This window comes from Mycobacterium sp., assembly GCF_050701675.1.
GTDB lineage: Bacteria > Actinomycetota > Actinomycetes > Mycobacteriales > Mycobacteriaceae > Mycobacterium.
Genome location: NZ_JBOGDD010000726.1, coordinates 1 through 1,948, shown reverse-complemented (window position 1 = coordinate 1,948; position 1,948 = coordinate 1). Strand labels below are relative to the sequence as shown.

The window sequence follows — 1,948 nt, the reverse complement described above, 5'->3', positions numbered from 1 at the left end:
AGCTTGGCCCGGACCAGGGTCGTCGGCGTGCCGTCGCGCGGCGCCAGCGCCGGCCGGGTCAACTCGCTCCAGTACGCCATGGCGGCAGGCATGCTGACACGCCATCCGACGCGCCCGTTGGGTAGGTCGACGAGATGCTCGTCGAGTTCGCGATCGAGGTCCCGTTCGTCCACCTCGACCCACGATCCGTCCAACTTGTCGGCACGGGCCTCGGCGCGGTCGGTGTAGTCGGGGGAGCTGAACATCTCGTCGGCGATCCGGCGCATCCACCCGCCGTCGAGACCCACCGCGGGATCGAGAAGCACCAACCCGGACACCAGATCCGGCCGCGTCGCAGCCAGGTTCAGGGCGACGGCTCCTCCGAACGAGTGGCCCACCACGACCACCGGACCTCCTGCTTCGGCGTCGACCAGGGCGCCGAGGGCGGTGACATTGGCCTCGATCGTCCACGGGGCGTCCCAGGACGACTGGCCGTGGCCGAGCAGGTCGGGGGCCAGCATGCTCACCTCGGGAAGGTGGGTGGTGGCCAGCGACTCCCACCGCTTGCCGTAACCCGTCAGGCCGTGGATGAGGAGTGCGCGAGGGGGTTCAGCGGGGCCGAAGCGGTACGTGTGCAGCGGAGAGGTCACGCCGTCGATGCTGCCACGCTCCCGTCCGTGGGATCTTGTCGTACCCCCGTGGTGGTATTCGTTCATGCCCGCGCCACGCACTGCACCGTCTCCCACCGTGCTGACCGAACCCGGTGTGCGGGGCACCGTGCGCGTGCTCGGCGGGCCGGGCACCGGGAAGAGCTCGCTGCTCGTCGAGACGGCGGCCGCGCGCATCGCCGCCGGGGCCGATCCGGAATCCGTTCTGCTGCTGACGGGTTCGGCCAGGCTCGGCGCCCACGCCCGTGCCGCGGTCACCGCAGCGCTGTTGGGTGACTCCGGACGCTCCGCGGTACGTGAGCCGATGGTGCGCACCGTCCACTCGTATGCCTTCGCGGTGCTGCGGTTGGCGGCGCAGCGCAACGGTGATCCTCCGCCACGGCTGGTCACCAGCGCCGAGCAGGACGGCATCATCCGCGAGCTCCTCGCGGGCGATCTGGAGGACGGAGCCAATGCCTCGGTGGCCTGGCCCCGGCATCTGTTGCCCGCCCTCGGCACCGTCGGGTTCGCCAATGAGCTGCGGGACCTCCTTGCCCGCTGCACCGAACGGGGGGTGGAACCCGCTGCGCTGCAACGTGTGGGCAGGCGGGCCGGCCGTCCGGAGTGGGTGGCCGCCGGTCAGTTCGCGCAGGTGTACGAACACGTGATGCTGCTGCGCTCCGCGGTCGGCATGGCGGCTCCGCAGGCGACGGTCCCCGCACTCGGCGCTGCCGAACTGGTCGGCGCTGCCCTCGAGGCCTTCGCCGCCGACCCCGAACTGCTGGCCGCCGAGCGAGGCAGAATCCGTCTGTTGCTCGTCGACGATGCGCAGAACCTCGATCCCCAGGCGGCTCTTCTGGTCCGCGTGCTGGCGGCCGGTGCCGAGCTCGCCGTGATCACGGGCGATCCGAATCAGTCGGTGTTCGGCTACCGCGGCGCCGACCCCGCGCTGCTCGGCGCGGGTGAGCATCCGGCGATCGTGCTCTCCGATTCGCACCGGTGCGCATCGGCCATTGCTCGAGCCGTTACGGGTATCGCGGCCAGGCTGCCCGGCGTCGACGACGCCAGGCACCTCACCGCGGCCGACGACCGGCCGGGGTCATTGGCGGTGCGGATCGCCGCAACCGAGCGTGCGGAATCCGCGGTGATCGCCGACGCCCTGCGCCGGGCGCATCTGGTCGACGGTGTGCCGTGGTCCGAGATGGCGGTCATCGTGAGGTCGGTACCGCGTGCCGGAGCGGGGTTGGCGCGAGCGCATCGACTCGATGCTGTACGAACGCACGGCTTTATCCAAGAAGCCGGACGCGATGATTGTGCAGGAA

2 protein-coding genes are annotated in these 1,948 nt (G+C 70.9%); one reads left to right on the top strand and one right to left on the bottom strand.

Going from position 1 to position 1,948, the window contains the following annotated elements; genetic code table 11:
* The coding region (locus ACRDUX_RS22275; RefSeq protein ID WP_526416576.1) for an alpha/beta fold hydrolase at positions 1-629 on the bottom strand (629 nt) is incomplete at its 3' end.
* 64 nt (positions 630-693) lie between these two features.
* Between ACRDUX_RS22275 and ACRDUX_RS22270 the strand changes: the two genes are divergently transcribed.
* A partial coding sequence (locus ACRDUX_RS22270) for a UvrD-helicase domain-containing protein (protein ID WP_526416574.1) occupies positions 694-1,948 on the top strand: 1,255 nt, incomplete at its 3' end.